This is a genomic window from Micromonospora lupini (assembly GCF_026342015.1).
GTDB lineage: Bacteria > Actinomycetota > Actinomycetes > Mycobacteriales > Micromonosporaceae > Micromonospora > Micromonospora lupini_B.
The window spans coordinates 511,229-530,722 of the sequence record NZ_JAPENL010000003.1 but is presented as its reverse complement, the minus strand read 5'-3'; the positions used below and the strand labels follow the sequence as shown (position 1 = coordinate 530,722).

Below are 19,494 nucleotides of genomic sequence, written 5' to 3'. Positions count from 1 at the left end.
TCCAGCGCTGGTCACCTGCGATTCAGCACCGGCGTGGTGGCTGAGCGAGGGGGTCGGGCCGGGCCGCTCCAGTCAACGTCGACGGGCCGCGGGTCGGGTTGCAGGCGGGGGGAGTGAAATGGCCGTCCACGGTCCCGCGATGACAGACGTCGCTCGTCTGGCCGGTGTCTCCCACCAGACGGTGTCGCGGGTGCTCAACGGGCACCCCAACGTGCGTGAGCAGACCCGGTTGCGGGTGCGGGCGGCGATCGCCGAACTCGGCTACCGTCCGAACGGCGCCGCGCGCGCACTGGTGACCGGCCGGTCCCAGGTCATCGGTGTGGTGGCACAGAACACGACCCTCTACGGCCCGGCGTCGCTGTTGGCCGCCCTGGAGCAGACGGCCGCGGAGGAGGGCTTCGCGGTCAGCGTGGGAAGCGTCCGCAACCTCGACCACCGGTCCATCTCGGCTGCCGTCGAGCGGCACCTGGCGCACCGGGTGGCCGGCATCGTCGTCATCGCGCCTGTCGAGTCGGCCGGCGAGGCCCTGGAGCGGCTGCCGCAGGACGTCCCACTGGTGACTGTCGACGGCGATCCGCAGCGGCCGGTGCCGTTGGTGACAGTCGACCAGGTGGCTGGCGCGCGGGAGGCGACCCAGCATCTCCTGGACGCGGGGCACCAAACCGTCTGGCACGTCTCGGGGCCGTCCGACTGGTTCGACAGCGCCGGTCGGATCGAGGGCTGGCGGGCGGCGCTGCTGGGCGTGGGCATCGACCCACCGCCGCTGATGCACGGGGACTGGTCGGCGGTGTCGGGCTACCGGTGCGGGCAGATGCTCGCCCGGATGCCGGAGGTGACCGCGATCTTCACGGCCAACGACCACCTCGCGCTGGGCGTGCTGCGGGCGTTGCACGAATTCGGGCGGCGGGTGCCGGCCGAGATCAGCGTCGTGGGTTTCGACGACGTGCCGGAGGCCGCGTACTTCATTCCGCCGCTGACCACCGTGCGGCCGGACTTCGACGCGGTGGCCCGGGCGAGCCTGCAGATGTTGCTGACCCAGATCGAGTCGGGCATCGGTGGGGGCGCCCTGCGGCAGACCATCGCCCCGACCCTGGTCTCCCGCGACAGCGTCGCCCCGCCGCGCCACTGACGGCGCTGGTGCCGCACTCCGCCGCGGGCTGGCCGCTCAGCCGTCCCGGCCGCCCTGCCTCGATCAACCACGCGGCGGGCCTCGTCGTCGGTTCCGCCGTCGCGTGCCCCGGCGTGCGTCTCCGCGCCCGCCGATCCCGAGTACGTAATGGTGGCCGTCGATCGACCGCCGACCGGGGTTTGGCGAGGTCGTGTCGGTGGCGAGGCCTCCGTTACGAGACCGTGACACCGGTATTTCGGATCAAGTGTTGACGTGCACTATGTGAGCGCTAACACTACCCGAAAGGTGACAGGTGGCCCCGGCGGTCAGCGGGGGGAATCGGGAGAGGAGAAGCCCGTGAGCAGGAAATTCCTGGTTGCTCTCGGTAGTGCGGCGCTGGCGCTGAGCCTGGCGGCGTGCAGTGGTGGAGGTGCCGGCAGCGGCGGCGACACCGGTGACAAGAAGCCGGGGGACCTGACGATCGGCGTCTCGATGCCGACGCAGACCTCCGAGCGGTGGATCGCCGACGGCAACGCGGTGAAGTCCAAGCTGGAGGCGAAGGGCTACAAGGTCGACCTGCAGTACGCGGGCGACGACATCCCCACGCAGTCGCAGCAGGTCGACCAGATGATCACCCAGGGCGCCGACGTCCTGGTCATCGCGGCGATCGACGGCACCGCGCTCAGCAGCCAGCTGCAGGCCGCCGCGGCCGCGAAGATCCCGGTCATCTCGTACGACCGGCTGATCCGCGGCAGCAAGGACGTCGACTTCTACGTCAGCTTCGACAACTACAAGGTCGGCGTAGCCCAGGGCACCGCGCTGCTCGTCGGTCTCGGCCTGCTGAACAAGGACGGCTCGAAGGGCACCGCCAAGGGGCCGTTCAACATCGAGCTGTTCGCCGGCTCGCTCGACGACAACAACACGCAGTACTTCTTCGGCGGCGCGATGGACACGCTGAAGCCGTTCGTCGACGCCGGCACGCTGAAGGTGAAGTCCAAGCAGACGACCCCCGAGCAGGTGGCGACCCTGCGGTGGCAGCAGGAGACCGCGCAGAAGCGGATGGAGAACCTGCTCACCTCCAGCTACAACGACGGTTCGAAGGTCGACGGCGTGCTGTCGCCGTACGACGGCATCTCCCGGGGCATCATCACCGCCCTGCAGAACGCCGGCTACGGCAGCGGCGCCAAGAAGCTGCCCGTCGTGACCGGTCAGGACGCGGAGATCGCCTCGATCAAGCTGATCAACGACGGCGTGCAGAACTCGACAGTCTTCAAGGACACCCGCCTGCTGGCCGACCAGGCCGTGAACGCCGCCGAGGCCTTCCTGCAGAAGAAGGAGCCGCAGGCGAACGACACGAAGACGTACAACAACGGCGTCAAGGTCGTTCCGGCGTACCTGCTGCCGATCGCGACCGTCTACAAGGACGACATCAAGGCTACGCTGATCGACTCGGGCTACTGGACGGCGGAAGAGGTCGCCGCCGGTCAGGCCAAGAAGTAAGTCACCCCGTCGGGCTCGGCGGTCCTCCGCCGAGCCCGACGCCGTGACGGACCGCGTCCACACCCGACAGAGGACAGTGACCATGGACGACACCATCCTCGAGATGCGTGGTATCACGAAGACCTTCCCCGGGGTGACCGCGCTGGAGGACGTCAGCCTCGCGGTGCGCCGGGGGGAGATCCACGCCATCTGCGGTGAGAACGGCGCCGGCAAGTCCACCCTGATGAAGGTGCTGTCCGGCGTCCACCCCTCCGGCTCGTACGACGGGGAGATCCTCTTCGACGGTAAGCCGATGCAGTTCCGGGGCATCCGGGACAGCGAGGCCAACGGCATCGTCATCATCCACCAGGAACTCGCCCTGGTGCCCTACCTGTCGATCGCCGAAAATCTCTTCCTCGGCAACGAGCGGCGTGGCCGTGGCGGGCTCATCGACTGGAACAAGGCAAACGCCGAGGCGGCCGAGCTGCTGGCGTCGGTCGGGCTGCACGAGAACCCGGTGACCCCGGTCATCCAGCTCGGCGTCGGCAAACAGCAGCTGGTGGAGATCGCCAAGGCGCTGTCGAAGAAGGTGCGCCTGCTCATCCTGGACGAGCCGACCGCCGCTCTCAACGACGTCGACTCGGCGCACCTGCTCGGCCTGCTGCGACAGCTCAAGGAGCAGGGCATCACCTGCATCATGATCTCGCACAAGCTCAACGAGATCACCGCGATCGCCGACTCGACCACTGTCATCCGCGACGGTCGCACCGTGGAGACCCTGGACATGCGCGCCGACGACGTGAATCAGCAGCGCATCATCCGCGGCATGGTCGGTCGCGACATCGAGAGCTTCTACCCCGATCGCGTCTCGTCGCCCGGGGAGGAGGTGCTGCGGATCGAGGACTGGTCGGTGCGGCACCCGACCCAGGAGCGGATGGTCGTCGAGGGCGTCAGCGTGTCGGTGCGTGCCGGTGAGGTCGTCGGCATCGCGGGGCTGATGGGCGCCGGCCGGACGGAGCTGGCGATGAGCGTGTTCGGCCGCTCCTACGGCCGTGACATCAGCGGCAAGCTCTTCGTGCACGGCCGGGAGGTCAACGCCCGTACGGTCGCGGAGGCCATCGACAACGGCATCGCGTACGTCACCGAGGACCGCAAGCGCTACGGCCTCAACCTCATCGACGACGTCCGGCGCAACGTCTCGGCCGCGGCCCTGGACCGCCTGGCCCGCCTGGGCTGGGTGAACGGCAACGAGGAGATCAAGGTTGCCGAGGCCAGCCGCAAGGAGATGAACATCCGCACGCCGAGCGTCATGGCGGTGGTCGGCAAGCTCTCCGGGGGCAACCAGCAGAAGGTCGTGCTGTCGAAGTGGTTGTTCACCGACCCGGATGTGCTGATCCTGGACGAGCCCACCCGGGGCATCGACGTCGGCGCCAAGTACGAGATCTACACGATCATCAACCGGCTGGTGGCCGCAGGTAAGGCGGTGATCGTGATCTCGTCCGAGCTGCCGGAGCTGCTCGGCATGTGCGACCGCATCTACACCCTCGCCGCGGGCCGGATCACCGGCGAGAAGCCGGTGGGCGAGGCGACCCAGGAAAGCCTCATGGAGCTGATGACCAAGGACAAGGAGCTCGTCGGATGACAAGCATCAAAACCCCTTCGACGGAGCGCCCGACGCCCCCGGACAGCACACCCGCCGTCGCCCTGCACAGTGGGACGAGCGACCTGCGGGCGCTGGTGTTGAACAACCTTCGGCAGAGCGGGATCTACGTCGCCCTGGTCGTCATCGTCGCGCTCTTCGCGCTCCTGACCGACGGGGTGTTGCTGAGTCCCGGCAACATCACCAACATCGTCCTTCAGTACTCGTACATCCTGGTGCTCGCGATCGGGATGGTCATCCTCATCATCGGCGGGCACATCGACCTGTCGGTGGGGTCGGTCGTCGCCCTCACCGGCGCGGTCTCCGCCGTCCTGGTGATCCAGCAGGGTCACCCCTGGTGGATCGGCGTCGTGGCCGCGCTTGTCGTAGGCGTCGCGGTCGGCGCGTGGCACGGCTTCTGGGTGGCGTACGCCGGCATCCCGGCCTTCATCGTGACCCTCGCCGGCATGCTGCTCTTCCGGGGCCTCACCCTGCAGGTGCTCGACAACATCTCCCTGTCGCCCTTCCCGGCCGAATACCAGAAGGTCGCTGCGGGCTTCCTCAACGGGCTGCTCGGCGGTCAGGGCTTCGACGCGTTCACGCTGCTCATCGGCGCGCTCGCCGTGGCCGGGTACGCGGTGAGCGGCTTCCGCACCCGCCTGGCGCGCATCCGCTACCAGCAGCCGGTCGAGTCGTTCCCGCTGTTCGTCGCCCGGGTCGTCCTGGTGGGCGCGGTCCTCATGTACTTCGCCTGGCAGTTGGCGCACGCCCGAGGACTGCCGATCGTGCTGATCATCCTGGCCGTCCTGGTGCTGGTCTACGGCCTGCTCACCAGGCGTACGGTCTTCGGCCGTCAGGTCTACGCGATCGGCGGCAACCTCTCGGCGGCGGCGCTGTCGGGTGTCAAGGTCCGCACGGTCAACTTCTGGATGTTCGTCAACATGGGCTTCCTCGCGGCGGTGGCGGGCGTCATCTACTCGTCGCGGTCCAACGGGGCGCAGCCCGCGGCCGGCAACATGTTCGAGCTGGACGCGATCGCCGCGGCGTTCATCGGTGGCGCCGCGGTCACCGGTGGCGTGGGCACCGTGGTCGGCGCGATGGTCGGTGGTCTGATCATGGCGGTGATGAGCAACGGCATGCAGCTGATGGGCATCGACCAGTCGACGCAGTCGGTGGTGAAGGGCCTCGTCCTGCTCGTCGCCGTCGCGTTCGACGTCTACAACAAGCGCCGCGCCGGCACGGCCCGCTGACACGACGACAGCGCGAACGTGTGCCCCTCCCCGTCCCACGGGCAGGGGCACACGTCGTTCGGCCGTGCGGGGCGTCCGGCGGTGCCGGTGTCGCGCGGGCGGTGCGAGTGACGGCGACTCGGTGCTGTGGTGTCGGGTGCGCCGCCGCGAGGTGTGGTCCCGCCGCACCGCTGCCGGTGCGGCGGGATCACGCGCTCAGTGGCAGGCGCCGGTGCCGCTGTCGTTGTAGGTCTGCCCGGCGACCGGCACGAACTGCCAGTCGTAGCTGCCGGAGTGCAGGGTGAACTTCAGGACCCCGAACGCCGAGCTGTTGCGGGCCTCGCTGTTGGGCTGGATGGTGCCGAAGCCGTAGTGGTCGGCACCGCCCATTCCGGCTACGAAGCTGCGCATCCCCCGGCTGGCGTCGTAGCCGCCGGCCGGGTTCATCGGGCCGAACCGCTCGTACACGTGGTTGTGGCCCCAGACCACGACGTCGGCGTTGTAGTCGTAGAGCGCCTGGTACAGCGGGCGCGTCGACGTCGACGGCGCGTGGTCGGAGCTGGACGTGAACAGCGGGTGGTGCCAGTACGCAAGCGTGCACGGCTTGCTGCTGGCCGCCAGGTCGGCGCGTAGCCACTGCTCCTGCGTCGACCCGGACGACATGCTGACGTTCGAGTTCAGCGACACGATGTGCCAGTTGCCGAGGTCGAAGGAGTAGTACCCGCGACCGCTCGGTCCGGCGGACGTGCCGAAGTAGTTGTAGTAGCCGGTGGCGCCGGACGTGTTGTAGTCGTGGTTGCCCGGTGACGGTCGGGTGCGCGCCTTGTGCCGGCCCCAGGTGGGCTCGTAGTAGCTGGCGAACTGGGACGCGGTGCCGCTGTCGTAGACGTTGTCGCCGGTCGTGAAGACGGTGCCGGAGATGCCGTCGAGCAGGGCGGCGGTGGCGGTGTCACCGGAGCCGGAGGTGGCGATGTCACCGGCCCCGACGAGGACCGGGTCGCCCGACGGCGGTGTCGTGGTGCCGGTCGTGACCACCAGCTGCGGGGCGTCGCCTCCGCTCTCCCGCGTGTCGTAGTAGGCGCCGTCGCCGCTCGCGGAGGTCGCGCCGAAGCTGTACGTCCCGTTGCCGGTGACCGCGGAGGTGACGTCGACCTCGTACCAGGTGTTGCCGGCCACCGCGCCCAGTGACCCGAGGGTGGCCCCGTCGATGGTCGGCTGGTTGCTCCAGGTCGTGCCGGTCTCCGACCAGGTCGTGTTGGACATCGTCCGGAACGTGCCGCCGGCGTCGCTGCCGCTGTTGCCGCTGATCGTGCGCAGCCGCAGTTTGGCGCTGGTCACGGTGCTGCTGACGCCGCTCACCGTGAAGCGCAGGAACATCCGCCGCGCTGGCGAGTTGTCGACCACGACCTGCGTGGACGTGCCGTAGTTGGTGGACGCCGTGTCGCTCTGGACGTAGGTGTCGGCGACCGGCGTGAACGTCACGCTCGCCGCGGAGGCCGCGCCCGAGCCGGTCAGGACGACGGCGGCGGTGGCGGCGACGAGCACCGCGACAGTCCCGATCGTGACCGGCGGGCGGGCGATTCGAATGTCCATCCAGGACCCCTTCGTTGCGGGTGGAAAGCGCAAGGAATGTAGGAAGGTCGATGAACCGGCGGACTGCCGCCAGATGAACAGTACGCTCGGACAGCGAAACATCTGGATGTTTGTCAGATGTTCACCCACCGCACGCCTGTCCGCCCCGCACGGTCCCTTGTGCAGCCCGCGATCGGATCGTCACGATGGCTGACCGTCGCCCACCGAGCAGAGGAGATGCGCGTGTACCTGTCGACCGTCTCCCGGCCGGGCGCCGACCCGCCCGACGCCGGGCCACGACGCCAGCGGCTCGCGCTGGTCAGCGGCAACGTGGTCGCGCTCGGCACGGTCAGCCTGATCACCGACATCTCGGCCGAGATGGTCGCCGCCGTCCTGCCGCTCTACCTGGTGCTGGGTCTGCAACTCAGCCCGGTGGCCTTCGGCGTGCTCGACGGGGTCCACACAGGCGCCACCGCGTTGCTGCGGGTCGTCGGGGGCTTCGTCGCCGACCGGTTCCGGCGGCGCAAACTGGTCGCCGGCGTCGGCTACGCGCTCTCGGCCGTCGCCAAGCTCGGCCTGCTGCTCGCCGGCCGGTCGGTGCCCGCGATCGGCGCCGTCGTCGCCGTCGACCGGCTCGGCAAGGGTGTGCGCAGCGCGCCCCGCGACGCGCTCATCACGCTCTCCACCCCTCCCGAGGCCCTGGGTCGGGCGTTCGGGGTGCACCGGGCGATGGACAGCGTCGGCGCGTTCCTCGGGCCACTCGCCGCGTTCGCCGTCCTGCTGGTCGTCGGGCAGTCGTACGACGCGGTCTTCGTCACCAGCTTCTGCGTCGCCGCCCTGGCCGTCGTCGTGCTCGTGCTGTTCGTCCGCGAACAGCCGACCACCGGGCCGACCACCGGGCCGACCAGCGACCCGACCGCCGACCCGGACGAGCCTCGGGTCTCCGTCCGCGAGGCGTTCGGCCTGCTGCGCAGCCGGCCCGCCCGTCGGCTGCTGCTGGCCGCGACGATGCTCGGGCTGGCCACCATCGGCGACGGCTTCGTCTACCTGGTGCTCCAGCGCCGAGAGGACCTCGGTCTGCGGTGGTTCCCGCTGCTGGCGGTCGGCACCAGCCTGGCCTACCTGCTGCTCGCCGCCCCACTCGGCGTCCTCGCCGACCGGATCGGGCGGCTGCCGGTCGTGGTGGGCGGCTATGTGGCCCTCGGCGTGACGTACCTGCTGCTGTCCGGCCCGGTGCACGGATGGCCTGCGCTCGCGCTGACGTTGGCGCTGTACGGCACGTTCTACGCCGCCACCGACGGCGTGCTCATCGCGCTCGCCGGACCGGTGCTGCCGCCGCGGCTACGGACCACCGGGATCGCACTGGTCCAGACCGGGCAGGCGCTGGCGTACCTCGTCTCCTCGGTCGTTTTCGGTCTGGCCTGGCAGGCGTGGGGGCCGCAGACCGCGGTCCGGGCGGCGGCCGTGGTCGTCGTCGGCGTCCTCGTCGTGACAGTGCTTCTGCTGGCCGCCCCGTCCCGCCCGCACTCCCGGAGGGTGTCCCCATGACCGTGATGTCGACCCGGGCGAAGCTCGGCGTGGTGGCCGCGAGCGCGGTGCTGTTGGCGAGCGTGGCGGCCGGCTACGCCGCCATCGCCGCCGAGCCGGCCCGGACCCCGCCGCCGGCCGCCGTCGGGGACCAGGCGGTCACACTGGCGCCGGGCCCGCGCCTGCTGGCCATCACCGACAGGTACGTCTCAAGCGTCGCGACAGCCGATCCCGGCGGGCCGCGTACCGTCTCGGGTCTGGAATGCCTACGGGTGTACGCGGCCGCCGGCACCGGCGTCTGCCTGAAGCCTGTGACCGCGTGGTCGTACCAGGTCGTGGTGCTCGACGCGGCGCTGCGCCAGAAGCGGACGCTCAGCGTGCCCGGCCTGCCCAACCGGGCCCGGGTCTCGGCCTCGGGCCGGATGGTCTCCTGGACGACGTTCGTCGGGGGAGACTCCTACACGGCGAGCGGCTTCTCCACCCGCACCGGGATCCTCGACACCGTCAGCGGCGCCACCGTGACGTCGCTCGAGGAGTTCGCCATCACGCGCGACGGTCGCGGCTACCGCAGCCCCGACGTCAACTACTGGGGCGTCACCTTCACCGCCGACGACAACCACTTCTACGCGACCATGGCCACCGGCGGCCGGCGGTACCTCGTCCGCGGCGACATGGCCGCCCGGACCGTCGAGACGATGCGGACGAACGTGGAGTGCCCGTCCCTGTCGCCCGACGGCACCCGGATCGCCTTCAAGGAGGCGATCGACGCCGACCCGACGAGGGGCTGGCGGCTGTCGGTCCTCGACCTGGCATCCGGGCGGGTCACCGCGACGGCGGAGACCACAAGCGTCGACGATCAGGCCGCCTGGCTCGACGACGCCACGCTTGCCTACACGCTGCGCCAGAGCGACGGGCGGCCCGACGTCTTCAGCGTCCCGGCCGACGGCTCCGGGGCGCCGAAACTGCTGATCCCCGGCGCCGAGTCGCCGTCGCCGCTTACCTGACGACCCGTCGGCGACCTCTGGCGGCCCGGTACACCTGACCGCCTTGCCACGGTCAACGTCCCGTCATGTCGGCTTCCGCGCCGCAGCCTTCGCCGTTCATCGACGGCCCCGAAGGTATGGACCATGACAAGGCTGAGCCGTCGCATCTTCGTCCTCAGTGGACTCGCTGCCGCCGGCGCCGCGGTGACACCCTGGCAGGGTGCCCGCGCCGCGGTGCCGTACCCCTTCAAACTCGGTGTGGCGTCCGGTGACCCGGCGTCCGACAGCGTGGTCCTGTGGACCCGCCTGGCGCCCTCGCCGCTCAACGCCGACGGGCAGGGCGGCATGGCCAACGCCGACGTGACTGTCGAGTGGCAGGTGTCGACGACCGACCGTTTCTCGTCGCTCGTCGCGTCCGGCTCGGTGGTCGCGCGCTATGCCGACGCCCACTCGGTACACGTCGTCGCGGGCGGCCTCGCCGCCGACTCCGACTACTACTACCGGTTCCGGGCGCAGGGGCAGATCTCCCCGGTGGGACGGACCCGCACCGCGCCGGCCCCGGGCACCTTCGGCCGCGACCTGGTGATGGCCTTCGCGTCCTGCGCCCACTACGAGGCCGGCTACTACACCGCGTACCGGCGGATGGCCGAGGAGAACCCTGGGCTGATCCTGCACCTCGGCGACTACATCTACGAGGGCGGCGTCGGCAGCTCCACGGTGCGGCAGCACGTGGGTAACGAGATCGTGTCGCTTGCCGACTACCGCCGCCGGTACGCCCTCTACAAGTCCGACCCGGACCTGCAGGCGGCGCACGCGGCAGCGCCCTGGCTTGTCGTGCCGGACGACCACGAGGTGGAGAACAACTACGCGAACATGGTCCGGGCCGACAGCAGCCCGACGCTGACGGCGGCCCAGTGGACCGCCCGGCGCACCGCCGCGTACCGGGCCTACTACGAGAACATGCCGCTGCGGCCTGCCTCCGCGCCGAGCGGCAACAGCATCCCGCTGTACCGCCGCGTCCGGTGGGGGCAGCTCGCCACCTTCCACATGCTCGACACCCGGCAGTTCCGCGACGACCAGGCGTGCGGTGACGGCTGGAAGGTCTGCGCGGACGCGGACCTGGCCTCCCGGTCGCTGACCGGCGCGACCCAGGAGGCCTGGCTGCTGGACGGTCTGGCGCAGCACTACGGCACCTGGGACATCCTCGGTCAGCAGGTGTTCTTCGCCCGCCAGTACGAGGCGAGCGGGGCGGCGAGCATGGACGCCTGGGACGGCTACCGGGCGTCGCGCAGCCGCATCCAGACCGGCTGGCAGCAGCGCGCGGTGCGCAACCCGCTCGTGCTCACCGGGGACGTGCACAAGTCCTGGGCCAACGAGCTGAAGGCCGACTACGCCAACCCGTCGTCGGCGACGATCGGCACCGAGCTGGTCTGCACCTCGATCACCTCGACCGGCAACGGCACCGGCAGCACGACAATCCCGAACGCGGCCACCAACCCGCACCTCAAGTTCTACTCCGACCGGCGCGGCTACGTCCGTACCACGATCGGTCGCAGCCAGGTCCGCGCGGACTTCCGGGCGGTCAACACGGTGACCGAGCACGACGCGCCCGCGTCGACGGTGCGCTCGTTCGTCATCCTCGACGGCCAGCCCGGCCTGCAGGCCGGGTAGAAGGAGCACCCCATGACCGCACTCACGACACTGCTCGCCGCGTCCCTGCTGGCCCCGACAGTCGTGGCGCCGGCCCCGACCGCCATGACCGCCGAGGCGGTCACCTGGACCACCGCCAACAGCGTGGCGACAGGTGACCAGGACCTTCCCGCCATCGCCATGAACCGCAACGGTCAGGTAGCTGTGGTGTGGGAGGACGACCGGGACAGCACCGCGCCCGAGGACGACACCCACACCGAGATCTACCTGCGCCTGTTCCGCGACGGCACACCCGGCTACGAGCTGAAGCTCTCCACCGGTGGCACCAGCGGAGCCGCCTGGCGGCACATCAGCCCCGACGTCGGGCTCGACGACCGGGGCAACGCCGTGGTCGTCTGGGCCGCCGACGGCGACGGCAACGGCGTCTACAACATCCAGTACCGGGTGGTGTCCCCGGCCGGCGCGATCCTCGGCTCGGGGCAGGCAAACGCCAGCGACGCCGGGCAGCAGATCTGGCCGAAGGTGGCCGTCGACCCCGACGGCGCGCCGACCACCGCCGGCGTCGGCTTCACAGTCGCCTGGGAGGACGTGCAGGGAACCGCTCCGGCGACCGTCAAGGCCGCCGGCTTCACCGCCGCCACCACCAAGGCGTACGAGGTGACGGCCTCGCAGACGACCGGCTCGCACCACCGCCCCGACGTGGCGGTGTCCGCCTCCGGCGAGGCGCTTGTGGTCTGGGACGAGGACGCCGACGCCAACGGCTCGTACAACATCGGTCTGACCCGGCTCGCCCGGTCGAACGGCGCGGTGGTGCTGTCCCGGCGCACCGCCAACGCCCAGAGCGGCGGGCAGCAGCAGCGGGCGTCGGTCGCCGCGACCTTCGCCGGTGACTTCACCGTCGGGTGGGAATCGGACCACACAGGCACCCGGGGCGTCTGGGAGCGCTCCTTCACCGCCGCCGGTGTCGCCCGGCACGGCGAGGTCCAGGTGTCCACCGGAACCGGGGCCGTCGCGCCCGGTGTCGGCATCGACGACGAGGACAACGTCGTGGTGGGCTGGACGGTGTCCGGCGCCAACCCGGACGTCTGGGCACGCGGCCTCAACCCGGACGGCACGGCCACCGGTCGGCTGCCCGCCCAGGCGCTCAGCCAGACCACCACCGGTCGGCAGGAGAACCTGGCCGTCGCCGCGTCCCCGTGGGGCGAGGTGAGTCTCTGCTACACCGACGACAACGACGGCAACGCCTTCGACCAGGTGCTCCTCGGTCTCGGGGCGACGAACTCCACCTGGCTGATGACCGCCGACGAGCTGCGCCGGCGCAAGGCGCGGGCCGCCGTCGTACCGGCGGGCTGAACCGCACCGATGGGAAGGGCCGCGTCTCGACGTCGAGGCGCGGCCCGTGGGCCGAGCGGGGTCAGCCGCCGTGGTCGGGCTGGCCGCTGCCCGTCGTCGCGCCGTCGTCCCGGGCGGACGACGGACTTGTCGTCGCGCGGAGGGTGACCGTGTCGTCGGAGTGGTCGACCTCGAACAGTGTCCCGGCCGGGAAGGCCGCAAGCGTCTCCGGCGGCAACTGGATGGTGCCGTCCCCGGCCACCACTGCGAAGTCGCGGCCGTCGCGCCCCTCGGCGCCGACCCGACCGTCGCGGATGGTGACGGCCCGACCCAGTCGGGCGCCCACCTCAGCGTCGTGGGTCACCACGACCACCGTGGTGCCCCGCTCGGCGTTGATGGTCGCCAGCGCCGCGAGCACCTCGTCGCGGCCGGACGCGTCGAGCTGACTGGTGGGCTCGTCGACCAGGAGCAGGCCGGGCCCGGCGGCGAGCCCCTGTGCCAGCGCCGCCCGCTGCCGCTGACCCGGCGACAGATCGGCCACCCGCCGCTTGCCCGCTCCGGCGAGACCGACGAGATCCAGGATCGCCTCCGGCGGGTCGAGCCGCCGCCCGGCGAGGCGTGCCGCCGGTCGCTGCGCCAACCAGATGTTGCGCGACACCGACACGTACGGCAGCAGGTTGCGCTCGGCGCCCTGCAAGACGGTGCCGACAGTGGCCCCGCGCAGGGCGGCCAGGCCGGAGGAGGAGAGGCGGGACAGCTCGTGGTCACCCACGTACACGCGGCCGGCGCTGGGCTGCAGGAGGCCACCCAGGATGGACACCAGAGTGGACTTGCCCGAGCCGGACGGACCGACCAGGGCCACCATCTCACCTGCGGCGATCTCCAGGTCCACCCCGGAGAGCGCGACGACGTCGCCGGTCCCGGTGGAGTAGATGTGGATCAGGCGGTGGCAGGTGACCGCGACACCCGCGGTCTCGGCGGTCATCGGCCGGTCCGGCGGCGAATCGAGGCGGCGACGATCCGCGCCAGCACCGCCGCGGTCAGGGCGAAGAGCGCGACCGTGGGCGCCACGAACAGGAGCAGGCGGCCGACGTCCGGCCATTCGGGCAGCGGGAGCGGTGACCGGCCGCGGCTGAACAGGCGCTGCCCGTCGCGGGTGAGCAGCCAGATCACCACTGTGGCGATGCCGCCCGACGCGGTGGCGACCGCGACCGGCCAGCCGTAGCCGCCACGCACCGCCCGCGGTGGCAGGCCCTGCCGCCGCAGCGCCACAAGCATGGCCACCCGGTTACGCTGCTCGGCTGCCGCCAGCGCGACCAGCCCGGCCGCCCCGATCAGCACCCCGGCCAGGGCGGCGAACAGGTTGAAGCGCAACGCGATCGCCGCGCCCTGTCGGTCGTAGTCGTCGCGTACGGCGGTGATCGTCCGGTCGTGCTTGACGACCAGCCCCTGGGCGCGGAGCCTGTCGAGGACGTCGGCCGGCGCGGTACGCGTCAGCCACACCTCCTTGGTGCCGTTCTGGCCGGCGACGGCGAGCCGGTCGGCGTACTCCAGGTCGACGACCACACCGGACCCGCCGAGGCGCGGCAGGCGGTCGGCCAGACCCATGACCCGCACCTCGCCAGGCGTTCCGTCGATCGCCTCGTATCGGTGGGCGGAGCCGAGTCTCTGCCCCTTCGAGCGGGTCAACCAGCCGGGTAGCGGGGACGGCGAGTCGGCCACGCTGATTCCCGCCGGCCTGGCCCGTCGGCCGTCCGGGATGTCGATGACGAGCCCCGCGTCCTTTCCTTCACCGGAGGAGAGGAAGCTGGAGTTCGGGTCGGTCTGCCGCCAGCGCTCCAACTCGGCGAACTGCGCGCCGGTGAGTCGCACCCGGTTGCCGTCGAAGTCGCCATCGCCGTCGGTGTCGCCGTCGCCGATGAGGAGCTTGTCGAAGCGCACCACAAGCGGCTGCGGGACGACCTCCGCGACGATCTCGATCTTGACCAGCCGACAGGTCTGCGCGCACTCGGGGACCGGGAAACGGTATTCGTCGTGGCCGGGCTGGACGTCCTGGTGCGCGACCACCACTCTGGTGCCGTTGCTGCTGGCGACGGTGACGACGAGGCGGACGCGGTTCCCGCCGAAGGCGGCCTTGTCGAAGTCGGCGGTGGCGAGCACGGTGAGCAGTCGGCCCCGCAGGTCCAGCGGCTCGCCTGGCGGATCGGGCCGGATCGCGCGCTCGACGTCCGCCAGGGAGGCGCCGTAGAACGACCGTGGCACTGTCACCGTCGCCAGCCGGCCGGAGTCCACGGCGAGGACCGGCGTGTCGGCCTCGGAGGCGGCGTTGGTCACCACCGCGGCCATCGCGAAGCGGCCCTCGGGATCGACGGCCCGGACGGCGTTCAGCAGATGGGAGCGCGACGTCGCGTCGACCTCGACGACCCGGGGCGCACCGACCTCGATTGTCGCCCGATCGGCGTAGGCGGCCGACGCGACCTCGCTCGTCGCCGCGGTGAAGGCGAGCATCGCGACGGCCACCGTGAGCAGCGCGATCAGGGGTCGGAACCGGGGCTGCCGGGCCACCTGCACGAGGGCGAGACCGGAGGCCGTCCGGCCCCGTGCCAGCAGCGCCGCGCCCACCACCGCCCCGCCGAGCATGGCGATCCGGGCCAGCAGGAGACCGGCGGCCAGGGCGCCGACGACCGGCGCCACCAGGGCCAGCCCGCTGGGGGAGCCGCCGGAGCGCAACTGCACCACAGCGGCCACGGCGACGGCGACGGCGACCATGTCGCCGACTGTCGCCCGCCACCGCCGTGCCCGCGCCGGAACCCGGCGCAGCAGGTCGACGACGGGCGCGGACATCGTCCGGGCCTGGGCCAGCAGCACCGCGACGAGCGCGCCGAGCGCCCCGACGGCGGCGTAGCCGACCACCGTCGCGTCCACCGTGACGTCTGCCTGTGTCGGCAGGGTGTGCGCGGCGAGCAGTCGGGCGGCGGCGATGCCGCCGAGGCAGCCGAGGGGGATCGCCACCAGCACGGGCACGGCGTACTCGCCGATCGCCAGCGCCCACAGTCGTCGGCGTTGTACGCCGCGCAACAGCAGCAGGCCCTGCTCCGGCCGGCGTTCGTCGGCGCCCGAGCTGACCGACACGAAGAGCACCAGCCAGCTGAGCAGGACGAGCAGCCCGGCGCCCAGCGCCACACCGTCGGCCAGTTGCCCACGTTGGAGCGCGACCCGGTCGAAGAAGGGCGACAGGGAGGTGCCGGAACCGAAGCCCCGAAGGCTGGATTCGCGTGCCAGCACCGCCACCATCGACTGGAGGTCCCGCACGGAGTGGTTGTCCAGCACGCGCTCGGTGAGGTAGAGGTCCGCCGTCGCCCGATGCGCGATGGTCTGCTCGTCGACGAGGGGCGAGGACTCGGCGGTGAAGACGGCGTCCTCGGCGCTGCCGGGCTCCGCCGTGGTCGCCACACCCGCCGCCGGCGGCCGGATGAACTCCGCGCCCACCCAGAACGGGTCGGTCACGTCGAGGGGCCGGTAGACGCCGGCGACCCGCACCGGCACCGCGCCGAAGGTGAACTGGCCACCCGGGGCGACACCGAGACGTGCCGCGGTGTGGGTGCTGACCATCACCTCGGGTGGTTGCCGCTTGGCGGTGACGCGGGGACACGCGCCCGCCACGGAGACCCGCTCGCAGACCCCCGACCGGAAGACCAGGTTCGAGGTCACCGTCCCGGCCCGACCGGTCGCCACGCCACCGCTATGCGCGCCGAACACCACCTCGAAACCGGCCGGCGCGATTCGGCTGACGTCTTTCCCGAAGATGGTCCGGGACGGATCACCGGGCATTCCCGGGGAGTCGGTGGACTCGACGAGACGCAGTTGACTGTCGGTGGGCGCGGCCGTGGCCAGCTCGTTTCTCGCCACGGCCTGGCCGGCCGCCGCAACGTAGCTCGGCGCGGCCGCGGCGGCGGCGCTGGCGAGCACCGCGAGCAGCAGCACCGCCAGGGCCTGTGCCCGGCGGGCCGCGAGCGCTCCCCAGATGATCGCCAGCATCGGATGTGACGCTATCGATCGGCCACCTCACCCACTGTCCCTGTCGACGGACCGAGATCGGCCCGTGACCGGGGCAGCCTCAGTCGCGGACGACCTCGGCGCGCCCCTCGACGAGGTGCAGCTCCGCCTCGCAGGCGGCGGCCACCTCCGGATCGTGGGTGGCGAAGACGACGGCCGCCCCGCGCCGCGCCTCGTCGTGCAGCAGATTCAGCACTCGTTGCCGGTTGCCCGCGTCCAGCTCGCTTGTCACCTCGTCGGCCAGCAGCACGCCGCCGCGCAGCGCGAGGCCGCGGGCGATGGCCGTCCGTTGCTGCTGACCGCCGGACAGTTCCTCGACCAGTTGGTCGGCCTGGGTGGCGAGGCCGAGCTGATCCAGCGCCGTCGCGGTCTGCCGCCGCGCCTGCGGTGCCGCCACGCCGTCAGCGACGAGCGCCACCTGCAGGTTCTCGGCCGCGGTGAGGATCGGGGCCAGGCCGTTGTCCTGCGGAACGAGGACGATGCGGTGCTCCACCGCGTGATCACGGTCGCGCAGCGGCTGCCCGTCGACGTTCACCACGCCGTCGCGTGGCCGCAGCAACCCGGCCATGGCGTGGAGCAGGGTCGTCTTGCCCGCGCCCGACGCCCCGGTCACCGCCAGGACCCGACCCGGTCGGACCGTCACCGAGACGTCCCGCAGGACGACCGGACCGTCACCGTAACCGATGGACATGCCGTCGACTGTCAGCATCTGCACGCGCCCCCTCCGCTACCGGCGTCCGGCAGAGTGCCACGCCCGGACGTGGGCACACAATCCCCGTCGGTACGCCGTCAGCCGCCCAGGGGGTCGCCGAAGAGCAGGTCGAGATGGGCGTCAAGGGCGGTCAACGCCTGCTCGGCGGTGTACTGCCCACCGAGCAGGTGAACGCCCAACCCCTCCATCAGCGCCAGCAGTCCGGTGGCGGCGGCGTCGCCACGGCCGTCCGGCAGCACGCCGGCGATGAAAGCGGTGAGCTGGGCCGTTTCCTCGCGCAGACCAGGCGCTGCCGACGGGCGCACCGCCGTGTACGCGAGGAACGCGAGCGCCACCCGACCGTCGTCGCGGGTGTGCTCGTCGAGCGGCAGGAGCGCGGCGATCATCGTGCGCAGCAGCAGCCGGGGGGAGGGATTCTCGCCCAGTCCCGCCACCGCCTCGGTGACCCGGGCCTGGCTGCGCTCGCGGACCACGCTCAACGCGAACGCCATCATCTCGTCCTTGGTGCGGAAGTAGTGCTGGACCATCCCGGCGGACACGCCGGCCGCGCCGGCCACGTGGCGGAGGCTGACCGCCTCCAGGCCCTGGTCCGCGGCGACCCGCATCAACGCGTCCGCGATGAGGGTGCGTCGCTGCTGGTGATCGACCTTCTTGGGCATGACCTCGATCGTTTCACAGTGGGCGGTCGGCAGGCCCCGCCGACGTGCGGCCCTGGTGACGGGTGGTGGTGTCGCCGGTGGGTGTGCCCCGGGCGCTGCGCAGCAGTCCGTCGGGGTCGTCCGCGTACAGCCTCAGCTCGTCCATCGGCTCGGACCGGCCCGAGGGCAGGTCGAAGGCCGTCGGCCGGCGCAGCAGGACGTCGACGCTTGTCTGACTGCCGACCGAGAGGTGCAGGACGCGACGGTCACCCTCCCTCTTCACCTGGATGGACCTGCTTGAGGGCAGTGAGCGGTGGCGCTTGCGCAGCGCCTCGACGTCCGTCCACGGGATCCAGATGTCGATGCCCGAGTTGACCCGCACCCGCAGCCCGTTGTCACCCACGACGTGTGGGTGGATGGTCATGTTGGCGAGGAGGCCGACCATCCAGAGCAGGCCCCAGACGCCGAGGCCGAGCACGATCCAGCGGGCCGGTCGCCACGGCACCACGTGGGTGACGATCAGGTCGAAGATCGGGATCTCGACGACCGACAGGCCGATGAAGATGCCGAGGATCGGCTTGACCACGCCGAGGTAGCCGAACGGCTCGTCGCCAGGCCCCAACGGCAGTGGGCGGCGCCGCGTCCACACGTAGAGGCTGCGCCACATCGTGGCCTCGGCCACGGCCGCCCGGCGCAGCAGCGCCCCAGCGGTCGCCCGGACCGGCGTCCTCGTGTCGGTCATCGTCGTCCTCGCGGGTCTCGGTTTCACAATGCAGCTGCATCGCATCCCACGTTAACTCCTTTGCGATGCAACTGCAATGTCACCCCCTCGGTACAGCCCGCGGTCGTGGCGTTGCCGGCGTCTGCCATGCTCGGGCCGGTGACGACCGGCCGCCCCACCACAGCCCCCAGCCACCGCCGCACCCGCAGCCGGGCGATCCCCGTTCTCCTCGCGCTCGTCGTGACGGCGGCAGTCGTCGGCGTGGCCGTGGTCGTCGTGCCGTTGCTGCGGCCGGCAGGTCCCCGTCCGCTGTTCCAGCTCCCCGTCTCCTGTGGCGAGACGTGGCAGCTCGGCACGTACCCCGGCCATGACGACTTCGACGTCGATCTGTTTCCCATCGAGGGCGAGGCGTGGGGGCGCCCGGTGCTCGCCTCCGGGGCCGGCACGGTCACCGTGGCGGGCATCAACGGTTCGCTGGGTGGACGTACACCGGAGAATCCGGAAGGCCCGCGAGGTCGCGGTGGCGGCTACTGGGTGAAGATCGACCACGGCGGGAAGTGGGAGACGCAGTACCTGCACATGCTCGAACCGCCGCTGGTCAAGGCCGGCCAGCGGGTCGCCCAGGGCGAGCAGATCGGTCGGCTCGGCAGCACCGGCGACTCGGGCGCGCCGCACCTGCACTACGAGCAGCGCCGCGGCTGGGACAAGGTCGAGACCCACTTCGACGGTACGGCGTCGGGCATCACCACAGACGATCGCGAGTACACGGTCAGGCGGACGAGCAACAACTGCCCGGTCGTCTCCTGAGGACGGCGGTTTGCCCACCACCACTCTGGGCACTGAACGGT

The 19,494-nt window shown here is 71.3% G+C and carries 15 protein-coding genes; 9 read left to right on the top strand and 6 right to left on the bottom strand.

The features are described 5' to 3' along the window. The first annotated feature begins 139 nt into the window (after positions 1-139). The 4 genes from OOJ91_RS30515 to mmsB all read left to right on the top strand — a co-directional run bounded on the left by OOJ91_RS30515 (position 140) and on the right by mmsB (position 5,476). On the top strand, positions 140-1,129 hold the full coding sequence (locus tag OOJ91_RS30515) for a LacI family DNA-binding transcriptional regulator (RefSeq protein WP_266250412.1): 990 nt from the start codon (positions 140-142) through the stop codon (positions 1,127-1,129). Between the two features lie 336 nt (positions 1,130-1,465). After that, on the top strand, positions 1,466-2,608 hold the full coding sequence (gene chvE, locus OOJ91_RS30510) for a multiple monosaccharide ABC transporter substrate-binding protein (protein ID WP_007457606.1): 1,143 nt from the start codon (positions 1,466-1,468) through the stop codon (positions 2,606-2,608). A gap of 82 nt (positions 2,609-2,690) precedes the next feature. Beyond that, positions 2,691-4,229: a multiple monosaccharide ABC transporter ATP-binding protein gene (gene mmsA, locus OOJ91_RS30505; RefSeq protein WP_007457609.1), complete on the top strand. Its 1,539-nt coding sequence runs from the start codon at positions 2,691-2,693 to the stop codon at positions 4,227-4,229. Further along, complete coding sequence (gene mmsB / locus OOJ91_RS30500; RefSeq protein WP_266250408.1) at positions 4,226-5,476, top strand: multiple monosaccharide ABC transporter permease; 1,251 nt, start codon at positions 4,226-4,228, stop codon at positions 5,474-5,476. The genes mmsA and mmsB overlap by 4 nt, the downstream gene beginning before the upstream one ends. A gap of 195 nt (positions 5,477-5,671) precedes the next feature. Here the strand turns inward: mmsB and OOJ91_RS30495 are convergent, their stop codons facing one another. Beyond that, the gene (locus OOJ91_RS30495) at positions 5,672-7,048 is read right to left on the bottom strand and encodes a CBM96 family carbohydrate-binding protein (protein ID WP_266250406.1); all 1,377 of its coding nucleotides are present in this window, start codon (positions 7,046-7,048) and stop codon (positions 5,672-5,674) included. Between the two features lie 216 nt (positions 7,049-7,264). Between OOJ91_RS30495 and OOJ91_RS30490 the strand changes: the two genes are divergently transcribed. The 4 genes from OOJ91_RS30490 to OOJ91_RS30475 all read left to right on the top strand — a co-directional run bounded on the left by OOJ91_RS30490 (position 7,265) and on the right by OOJ91_RS30475 (position 12,540). Then, the gene (locus tag OOJ91_RS30490) at positions 7,265-8,575 is read left to right on the top strand and encodes an MFS transporter (RefSeq protein ID WP_439117142.1); all 1,311 of its coding nucleotides are present in this window, start codon (positions 7,265-7,267) and stop codon (positions 8,573-8,575) included. Continuing rightward, positions 8,572-9,558 (top strand): TolB family protein, encoded by a 987-nt coding sequence (locus OOJ91_RS30485; protein ID WP_266250404.1) that lies wholly within the window; start codon positions 8,572-8,574, stop codon positions 9,556-9,558. The genes OOJ91_RS30490 and OOJ91_RS30485 overlap by 4 nt, the downstream gene beginning before the upstream one ends. A gap of 123 nt (positions 9,559-9,681) precedes the next feature. Continuing rightward, complete coding sequence (locus OOJ91_RS30480; protein ID WP_266250402.1) at positions 9,682-11,208, top strand: alkaline phosphatase D family protein; 1,527 nt, start codon at positions 9,682-9,684, stop codon at positions 11,206-11,208. Positions 11,209-11,220: 12 nt separating this feature from the next. After that, positions 11,221-12,540 carry a hypothetical protein gene (locus OOJ91_RS30475; RefSeq protein WP_266250400.1) on the top strand — a complete coding sequence of 440 codons (1,320 nt, stop codon included), beginning with the start codon at positions 11,221-11,223 and terminating at the stop codon, positions 12,538-12,540. A 61-nt stretch (positions 12,541-12,601) separates the two neighbouring features. On the opposite strand, the gene OOJ91_RS30470 is transcribed toward OOJ91_RS30475, so the two are convergent. From OOJ91_RS30470 to OOJ91_RS30450, 5 genes are all read right to left on the bottom strand, one after another. Continuing rightward, positions 12,602-13,504, bottom strand: a complete 903-nt coding sequence (locus tag OOJ91_RS30470) for an ABC transporter ATP-binding protein (RefSeq protein ID WP_266250398.1) — start codon at positions 13,502-13,504, stop codon at positions 12,602-12,604. Next, positions 13,501-16,557, bottom strand: coding sequence for an ABC transporter permease (locus tag OOJ91_RS30465; protein ID WP_266250396.1), 3,057 nt, complete (start codon positions 16,555-16,557; stop codon positions 13,501-13,503). Before OOJ91_RS30465 ends, OOJ91_RS30470 begins: the two co-directional genes overlap by 4 nt. Positions 16,558-16,636: 79 nt before the next feature. Further along, the gene (locus OOJ91_RS30460) at positions 16,637-17,284 is read right to left on the bottom strand and encodes an ABC transporter ATP-binding protein (RefSeq protein WP_266251496.1); all 648 of its coding nucleotides are present in this window, start codon (positions 17,282-17,284) and stop codon (positions 16,637-16,639) included. A gap of 80 nt (positions 17,285-17,364) precedes the next feature. Beyond that, a complete protein-coding gene (locus OOJ91_RS30455) occupies positions 17,365-17,946 on the bottom strand; it encodes a TetR/AcrR family transcriptional regulator (RefSeq protein WP_266250394.1) in 582 nt (193 codons plus the stop codon). Positions 17,947-17,959: 13 nt separating this feature from the next. After that, entirely contained in the window at positions 17,960-18,667 is a 708-nt protein-coding gene (locus tag OOJ91_RS30450) for a hypothetical protein (protein WP_266250392.1), read from the bottom strand. Between the two features lie 126 nt (positions 18,668-18,793). Between OOJ91_RS30450 and OOJ91_RS30445 the strand changes: the two genes are divergently transcribed. Beyond that, positions 18,794-19,453: a M23 family metallopeptidase gene (locus tag OOJ91_RS30445; RefSeq protein WP_266251495.1), complete on the top strand. Its 660-nt coding sequence runs from the start codon at positions 18,794-18,796 to the stop codon at positions 19,451-19,453. The last annotated feature ends 41 nt before the right edge of the window (positions 19,454-19,494 follow it).

Bases quoted from the DNA above. Each gene is read 5' to 3' on its own strand.
- OOJ91_RS30495 (WP_266250406.1), bottom strand. From the start codon at position 7,048: ATGGACATTCGAATCGCCCGCCCGCCGGTCACGATCGGGACTGTCGCG.
- mmsB (WP_266250408.1), top strand. From the start codon at position 4,226: ATGACAAGCATCAAAACCCCTTCGACGGAGCGCCCGACGCCCCCGGAC.
- OOJ91_RS30470 (WP_266250398.1), bottom strand. From the start codon at position 13,504: ATGACCGCCGAGACCGCGGGTGTCGCGGTCACCTGCCACCGCCTGATC.
- mmsA (WP_007457609.1), top strand. From the start codon at position 2,691: ATGGACGACACCATCCTCGAGATGCGTGGTATCACGAAGACCTTCCCC.
- OOJ91_RS30445 (WP_266251495.1), top strand. From the start codon at position 18,794: ATGCTCGGGCCGGTGACGACCGGCCGCCCCACCACAGCCCCCAGCCAC.
- OOJ91_RS30480 (WP_266250402.1), top strand. From the start codon at position 9,682: ATGACAAGGCTGAGCCGTCGCATCTTCGTCCTCAGTGGACTCGCTGCC.
- OOJ91_RS30465 (WP_266250396.1), bottom strand. From the start codon at position 16,557: ATGCTGGCGATCATCTGGGGAGCGCTCGCGGCCCGCCGGGCACAGGCC.
- OOJ91_RS30485 (WP_266250404.1), top strand. From the start codon at position 8,572: ATGACCGTGATGTCGACCCGGGCGAAGCTCGGCGTGGTGGCCGCGAGC.
- OOJ91_RS30475 (WP_266250400.1), top strand. From the start codon at position 11,221: ATGACCGCACTCACGACACTGCTCGCCGCGTCCCTGCTGGCCCCGACA.
- OOJ91_RS30515 (WP_266250412.1), top strand. From the start codon at position 140: ATGACAGACGTCGCTCGTCTGGCCGGTGTCTCCCACCAGACGGTGTCG.
- OOJ91_RS30460 (WP_266251496.1), bottom strand. From the start codon at position 17,284: ATGCTGACAGTCGACGGCATGTCCATCGGTTACGGTGACGGTCCGGTC.
- OOJ91_RS30490 (WP_439117142.1), top strand. From the start codon at position 7,265: ATGCGCGTGTACCTGTCGACCGTCTCCCGGCCGGGCGCCGACCCGCCC.
- OOJ91_RS30455 (WP_266250394.1), bottom strand. From the start codon at position 17,946: ATGCCCAAGAAGGTCGATCACCAGCAGCGACGCACCCTCATCGCGGAC.
- OOJ91_RS30450 (WP_266250392.1), bottom strand. From the start codon at position 18,667: ATGACCGACACGAGGACGCCGGTCCGGGCGACCGCTGGGGCGCTGCTG.